The 6,754-nt window shown below is 73.6% G+C and carries 7 protein-coding genes; 2 read left to right on the forward strand and 5 right to left on the reverse strand.

Annotated features, from left to right (window positions below; all coding sequences use genetic code 11):
* Window positions 1-30 precede the first annotated feature (30 nt).
* Entirely contained in the window at window positions 31-1,212 is a 1,182-nt protein-coding gene (locus E1298_RS19615) for an 8-amino-7-oxononanoate synthase (protein ID WP_424923104.1), read from the reverse strand.
* A 66-nt stretch (window positions 1,213-1,278) separates the two neighbouring features.
* Here E1298_RS19615 and E1298_RS19620 point away from each other — a divergent pair, with 66 nt between their 5' ends.
* Entirely contained in the window at window positions 1,279-2,973 is a 1,695-nt protein-coding gene (locus E1298_RS19620; RefSeq protein ID WP_131895284.1) for a sensor histidine kinase, read from the forward strand.
* 310 nt (window positions 2,974-3,283) lie between these two features.
* On the opposite strand, the gene E1298_RS19625 is transcribed toward E1298_RS19620, so the two are convergent.
* Both E1298_RS19625 and E1298_RS19630 read right to left on the reverse strand, forming a co-directional pair.
* Window positions 3,284-3,544 carry a WhiB family transcriptional regulator gene (locus E1298_RS19625; protein WP_131895286.1) on the reverse strand — a complete coding sequence of 87 codons (261 nt, stop codon included), beginning with the start codon at window positions 3,542-3,544 and terminating at the stop codon, window positions 3,284-3,286.
* A gap of 290 nt (window positions 3,545-3,834) precedes the next feature.
* Window positions 3,835-4,776, reverse strand: coding sequence for a diacylglycerol/lipid kinase family protein (locus tag E1298_RS19630; protein WP_131895288.1), 942 nt, complete (start codon window positions 4,774-4,776; stop codon window positions 3,835-3,837).
* Window positions 4,777-4,853: 77 nt separating this feature from the next.
* On the opposite strand from E1298_RS19630, the gene E1298_RS19635 reads away from it, so the two are divergent.
* Complete coding sequence (locus E1298_RS19635) at window positions 4,854-5,306, forward strand: hypothetical protein (protein WP_243725671.1); 453 nt, start codon at window positions 4,854-4,856, stop codon at window positions 5,304-5,306.
* On the opposite strand, the gene E1298_RS19640 is transcribed toward E1298_RS19635, so the two are convergent.
* Window positions 5,290-6,048 (reverse strand): RNA polymerase sigma factor SigF, encoded by a 759-nt coding sequence (locus E1298_RS19640; RefSeq protein WP_131895300.1) that lies wholly within the window; start codon window positions 6,046-6,048, stop codon window positions 5,290-5,292. The genes E1298_RS19635 and E1298_RS19640 overlap by 17 nt on opposite strands.
* 50 nt (window positions 6,049-6,098) lie before the next feature.
* Window positions 6,099-6,527 (reverse strand): ATP-binding protein, encoded by a 429-nt coding sequence (locus tag E1298_RS19645; protein WP_131895290.1) that lies wholly within the window; start codon window positions 6,525-6,527, stop codon window positions 6,099-6,101.
* Window positions 6,528-6,754 lie beyond the last annotated feature (227 nt).

Consider the following 6,754-nt stretch of genomic DNA (forward strand, 5'->3'; position numbering starts at 1 on the left):
CCTCACGTTCATCACCGGTTCTCCCCGATGTTATGTGTGAAGACTACGGCCGGTAGAGCGTGCGACCTCCGTCAGGGCCCGATGGAGCGCTGCGAGGTCGGCCTCGGCGACGGTGGCGCGCGCGGTGAGCCGCAGGCAGGCGCGGCCCTTGGGGACGGACGGGGGCCGGAAGCAGCCTACGCGGACGCCGTGCCCGGCGCAGATCGCGGCCGCGCGGACCGCCGCGTCCGGTTCGCCGAGGACGACCGGGACGACGGCCGCGGCGGGGTCGGCGGTCTCCAGGCCGGATCCGGCCGCGAGCGCGGCCATTCGGCGGGCCCGCTCGCGGGCGCGTCCGGGCAGCGCGGGGTCGGCCTCCAGCACGTCGAGGGCGGCGAGCGCGGCGCCGGCGGCGGGCGGGTTCAGGCCGGTGTCGAAGATGAACGACCGGCCGGTGTCGACGAGCGTCTCGATCACCTCGGGGGCGCCGAGGACCGCGCCGCCCTGGGACGCGAGGGACTTCGACAGCGTGACGGTGAGGATCACGTCGGGCTCGCCCGCGAGGCCGGCGGCGTGCGCGGCGCCTCGGCCGCGCTCGCCGACCACGCCGAGCGCGTGCGCCTCGTCGACGATCAGCAGCGCGCCGTGGGCCCGGACGGCCCGGTGCAGCCCGGCCAGGGGCGCGAGGTCGCCGTCCACGGAGAACACCGCGTCGGTGACGACGACGGCGTGGTCCTCGTCACGGCCCGCGAGGGCCCGCTCGACGGCGACGGTGTCCCGGTGCGGGACGATCACGACGCGGGACCGCGACAGGCGGCAGGCGTCCACGATCGAGGCGTGGTTGACCTGGTCGGAGATCACCAGCGTGCCGGGGCCCGCGAGGGCGGTGACGGCGCCGAGGTTGGCGAGGAACCCGGAGGAGAACACGAGCCCGGCGGGGCTGCCGGTGAACGCGGCGAGCCGCCGGTCCAGCTCGGCGTGCAGCTCGGTCGTCCCGGTGACCAGGCGGGATCCGGTGGAGCCGGTGCCCCATTCGCGGGCGGCGGCGACGGCGCCCGCGACCAGGCGGGGGTCGCCGGCGAGCCCCAGGTAGTCGTTGGACGCCAGGTCGATGGCGGCGCCGGGGGCGGCGGAGCGCGGGCGCAGCGTGCGGCGCAGCCCGGCCTCGGCGCGGCGGGCGGCGGCGTCGCGGAGCCTGGCGAGGGGGTCTCCTGCTGCGGTCATGCCGGGCATCCTGCCAGCTCGCGCGGGGCGGGGGACGGGCGCCCCGGTCCAAATCGGATGGGCGATGATGGTCGGGTGCCTACCTTGACCGATCTGGTGCGCGACAACACCGACCTCACCGACACCGACCTGGAGTGGCTGCACGCCCTGGTGTCGGACTGGCAGCTCCTGGCGGACCTGTCGTTCGCCGACCTGCTGCTGTGGGTGCCGCTGCGGTCGGGCGACGCCCTGCCGCCCGACGCCGGGAGCGGCGCGCGCGGCGGCGCCGGGCGCCGGCAGACGCCCGCGATCGACACCGGCGCGCAGGTCCCGGGCTGGGTGGCGATCGCGCAGATCAGGCCCACGACGGGGCCCACGGCGTATCCGGAGGACCTGGTGGGCAAGGTCGTCCGGACGGGACGGCGCGGGCTGATCGACGTCGCCTGGCGGGAGCGGCGCATCGTCCGGGAGGGCGACCCGGAGTGGGGCAGCGGCATCCCGGTCCGGGAGGAGTCGATCCCGGTGCGGCGCGGCGCGAAGGTCCTGGGGGTGATCCAGCGCAGCACGAACCTCAGCTCGGCCAGGACGCCGAGCCGGCTGGAGCTGACCTACCTGCAGAGCGCCAGCGACCTCGCGAAGATGATCTCCGAGGGGCGGTTCCCGGCGCCGGGCGAGGAGCCGAACCTCGTCCGCTCGCCCCGGGTCGGGGACGGGCTGATGCGGCTCGACCGGTCGGGCAAGGTGGTGTACGCCAGCCCGAACGCGCAGTCGGCCTACCGGCGGCTCGGCTATCCGAGGGACCTGGTCGGGGAGGCGATCGGCGAGGTCACGGCGGGGCTGTGCGACACCGGGGAGCCGTTGGAGGAGGCGCTGAGCGTCGTCCTGAGCGGCCGGGCGCCGCGCGAGGTCGAGGTGGAGTCGCACGGGTCGGTCATGCAGCTGCGGACGATCCCGCTGGTCGTCGGCGGGACGCGGATCGGCGCGATCGTGCTGTGCCGCGACGTCACCGAGCTGCGGTGGCGCGACCGCGAGCTGATGACGAAGGACGCCACGATCCGGGAGATCCACCACCGGGTGAAGAACAACCTGCAGACGGTCGCGGCGCTGCTGCGGCTCCAGGCGCGGCGGCTGCAGATCCCGGAGGGGCGGGCGGCGCTGGACGAGGCGGTCCGGCGGGTCGGGTCCATCGCGATCGTGCACGAGACGCTCTCGCACACCCCCGACCAGCTCATCGACTTCGACGACATCGCCGACCGGGTGATCATGATGGCGGGGGAGGTGTCCACGCCGGAGACGAAGGTCACGCCGAAGCGGACGGGGAACTTCGGGGTGCTGCCCGCCGAGATCGCGACGCCGCTGGCGATGGCGCTCACCGAGCTGCTGCAGAACGCGCTGGAGCACGGCCTGGCGAACCGGTTCGGGACCCTGGAGGTCGTCGCGCACCGCTACGGCGACGGCGACGCGGCCCCCGACCCGGGCGGGGTGCCGGTCTGGGGGGAGTGGCCGGATCCCGGCGGTCACGCGCCGCGGCGGGCGGCGCCGGGCCGCTCGGACGGGGAGGGCGACGACGGGCGGCGGCTGGTGGTCGTGGTCGCCGACGACGGCGTGGGGCTGCCCGCCGACTTCGACGTGGAGAGCAGCGACAGCCTCGGGCTGCAGATCGTCCGCACGCTGATCGTGGGAGAGCTCGGCGGACGGCTGGACTTCCGGCCGCGCGACGGCGGCGGGACGGAGGTCGTGGTGGACGTGCCGATCGTCCAGCACCACCGTCCGGGGCCGCCCCGTCCCTGACCCCGGCGGCGGGTGCCCGCGACCCAAGGGTTACGGGCATGCGGAGGTACGGTGTCGCCGGTGCGGCGCTGGATGCTCTCCGGCCGGAGGGTTCGGAGGCGGCGCCGCCCGTTCACGGCGGGACGCGGTCGCGGGGACCGCGCGGGCCAGGGCGTTTCTTATGGGTCTTGTTCGTCGTGAGCGGTGTCCAGGTGCGTGCATCGCAAGGCGGAGGAGGGAGGCAGCCCGGTGTTGGCTGTCGACCGACGACAACGCCGCGAGGTGCGTGCCTGGGCGTCGCGCAACAGAACGTAGATCTATAAGAAGCGCCCTAGAGGCCGGCGTTGGCGCGGGCGCGGGCCCGGGCGGTGCGGCGCTTGAGCGCGCGGCGCTCGTCCTCGCCCATGCCGCCCCAGACGCCCGAGTCCTGACCGGACCCCAGCGCCCAGCGCAGGCAGGCGTCGGTGACGTCGCAGCGCTTGCACACCTGCTTGGCCTCTTCGATCTGCAGGATCGCGGGCCCGGTGTTGCCGATCGGGAAGAACAGCTCGGGGTCCACGTCACGGCAGGCTGCGCGGTGGCGCCAGTCCATGCGGTCCACTCCTTCGTCAGGTGGTGGAGACACTCCACTTTTGTGAACGGTTTCACATGTCGCGGACTCCCGGAGCGCCGGTGGCCGGGTCCAGGGGTGGTCATTCCGCGGCGCCGCTGGTCAGGAGGCTGACGACGGTGGGCCCCTGGCCGGGCGCACTTTGAGCGTGTCAGCCGTCCGCGGGCAGACGCAAGACCTTTGAGAAAGGATTCTCAAAGTATGGGTGTCGCATGTGTCACATCAGCGGGTCGGCCGTGTTGCTTTGTCGTTAACTGATCGGCCGGACGGTCTCATATGACGATGCGTATCGCCTTCGGGACCGATCGGAAGGTGATGTGGTCCTGCTCGCCAAGGTAGTCGCCGTCGAGCTGAAAGGCCACGGGCCGCTCCGCGCGCAAGGTGATCTCCGCCGCGTCGTGCAGGTTCACCACGTGGCGCCCCTGGACGGGCCGGGCGCGCGGGGCCAGCATCTGGGCCACCGCGCCCAGCGTCGGCGCCACCTCCAGCGAGCGCATCCCGAACAGGTCCAGGCCGCGCGCGAAGTTCGCCTTCGGGCTCGGATTCACCGGCAGCGGACCCATGAATGTCCAAGGCGACGTATTGGAGATGAAGGCGAGGAACAGCCCGCCTTTCGGCGGCCGTCCGGGCACTTCCAGTGTTAGCGAGGGACGCCGCCGATCGGTGCCCGAGAAGAAATGCCGGACCGCGGTGCGCACATAGAGCGACGGGTCGGCCTTGGCCCCCGCGCCCCGGCGCCGCTCCACCTCCCGCACGACCTCGGCGTCGAACCCGATGCCCGCGTTGAAGGTGAAATAACGCTCCGTGCCGTTCGGCAGGCCGGCCGTGCCCAGCCCGACGGTCCGGTGCCGTCCGGCCCGCAGGGCCTCCAGCACCACGCGGGTCGCGCCGATCGGGTCGCCCGGCAGGCCGAGGGCGCGCGCGAAGACGTTGGCACTGCCGATCGGCAGGACGGCCAGCGCCGGCAGGCCGGGGGACGGGCCCTCGGCGAGCAGGCCGTTGACCGCCTCGTTCACGGTGCCGTCCCCGCCGAGCGCGATCACGGCGTCGTAGCCGTCGACGGCGGCCTGGAGGGCGAGCTCGGTCGCGTGGCCGCGGTGGGCGGTCTCGGCGATGACGAGGTCGAGATCGCCGGAGAAGGCCCGCACGAGGGTGTCGCGGGCCCGCCGGGAGGTCGAGGTCGCCTTGGGGTTGGCGATGAGCATGGCGCGCACCGCGCCAGGGTATCGATCGTTCCGCGGCGTTTCCCCACGCGGCGGTCACGCCCGGGGGGCGAGTAGGGTTTCGGGTTGTGTCGAAGCGTCCCTACACCGTGCACGCCGCCGCCGCCCTCGAAGCCGCGGAGGGCCTGGCCGCCATCGGATTCGGGGTGTTCAGCGGCGTGGAGACCGCCGCCGGCGCCGCCGTCGACCCGGTGAGCGCGATCGGCGTGACCGTCCTCGCCCTGGCCGGCGGCCTCGGCATGCTGGGCTGCGCCCGCGGGCTGCTGCGCGCCGACCAGTGGAGCCGGGCTCCCACGGTGCTGACGCAGCTGTTCGCGCTGCCGGTGGCGTGGTCGCTGTGGCAGAGCGAGCGTCCGGAGATGGCGGTCCCGATGGGCGTGGCCGCGGTCCTCGCGCTGGTGGCGGTGCTCAGCCCGCCGAGCACCGCCTGGCTCGTCCACGACGGGGCCGCTGAGGACGGCGAGGCGGACGGCGACGGAGAGCCGGACGGCGAGGCCGGGACGATCACTCGTCGGCGGTGAGGCCGTCGCGGAGCTGGGCGAGCGTGCGGGCGAGCAGCCGGGACACGTGCATCTGGGAGATGCCGAGCTCGGCGGCGATCTGCGACTGGGTCATGTTGCCGAAGAACCGCAGCAGCAGGATCTTCTTCTCGCGCGCGGGCAGCTTCTCCAGCAGCGGCTTGAGGGACTCGCGGTACTCCACGCCCTCCAGCGACTCGTCCACCATGCCGAGCGAGTCGGCCACCGCCGGGGCGTCCTCGTCGCCGGAGTCGGGGGCGTCGAGGGACACGGTGGAGTAGGCGTTCGCCGACTCCAGGCCCTCCAGCACCTCCTCCTCGCTCATCTGCAGGTGGGCGGCCAGCTCGCTGACCGTCGGCGCGCGGCCCTCCCGCTGGGCCAGGTCGCTGATCGCCTTGGTCAGCGACAGCTTCAGCTCCTGGAGCCGGCGCGGGACGCGCACGGCCCAGCCCTTGTCGCGGAAGTGCCGCTTGATCTCGCCGACGATCGTGGGCGTGGCGTAGGTGGAGAACTCCACGCCCCGGCCGAGGTCGAACCGGTCGATCGACTTGATCAGCCCGATCGTGGCGACCTGGATCAGGTCGTCCAGCCACTCGCCGCGGTTGCGGAAGCGGCGGGCGAGGTACTCCACCAGGGGCAGGTGCAGCTCCACGAGCTGGTCGCGGATGCGCTGGCGCTCGGGGTCGCCCTCGGGCAGCTCGGCGAGCCGCTCGAACAGCGCGCGGGCCCTGGCCCGGTCGGGCACCGCGCTGTCGGAACGCTCGTTCCCGGCGCCGGCGATGGTCGTCTTCTCGGTCACGGGGCCCCCGCCGCACCCCGCCGCTTCTGCAGCGTCACGGTCACCCGGTCGTCGGCGCCGACCTGCGCGTCGACCTCGCCCGCCAGCGACGACAGGACCGTCCAGGCGAAGGTGTCGCGGCTGGGCTCGCGGCCGTCCACGGTCAGCACCGCGACCGAGATGCGCATGGCATCGCCGGTCAGCTCGAACTCGCAGGTCAGGTCCGTCCCCGGGACGGCCTGGGCGAGCAGCATCGCGCACGCCTCGTCGACCGCGATGCGCAGGTCCTCGATCTCGTCCAGCGTGAAGTCCAGCCGGGCGGCGAGGCCCGCGGTCGCGGTCCGCAGGACGGACAGGTAGGCACTCGCGGCGGGCAGCCTCACGGTCACCACATCGCGGACGGTCAACTGTGTACTGGCCGGCATGGCAGCGGTTTCCTCGGTCACGTCACTCCCTCGCAGGATGGTCCCGCTGTCTCCGAAACTACCGCCTACTGGGGCCGCTGCGAGACTTCGCCGCGCGTGGCTTTCTCACCAATGTCCGCGCAGAGGTGAAAGGACGCGTTCGAAACCCGCCTGGCGAGAGGGATGGATCACCTTTCGCGGCCCGCCGGGACGGCGCTTTGCGGACCGGTGGAAAGGCCCGCCGGAGCGGCCGGGGGTGTGCCGGGAGG

It is taken from the genome of Actinomadura rubrisoli (assembly GCF_004349215.1).
Lineage (GTDB): Bacteria > Actinomycetota > Actinomycetes > Streptosporangiales > Streptosporangiaceae > Spirillospora > Spirillospora rubrisoli.

Coding starts and splice junctions, on each gene's coding strand:
- E1298_RS19625 (WP_131895286.1), bottom strand. CDS start 3,544: ATGGACTGGCGCCACCGCGCAGCCTGCCGTGACGTGGACCCCGAGCTG.
- E1298_RS19615 (WP_424923104.1), bottom strand. CDS start 1,212: ATGCCCGGCATGACCGCAGCAGGAGACCCCCTCGCCAGGCTCCGCGAC.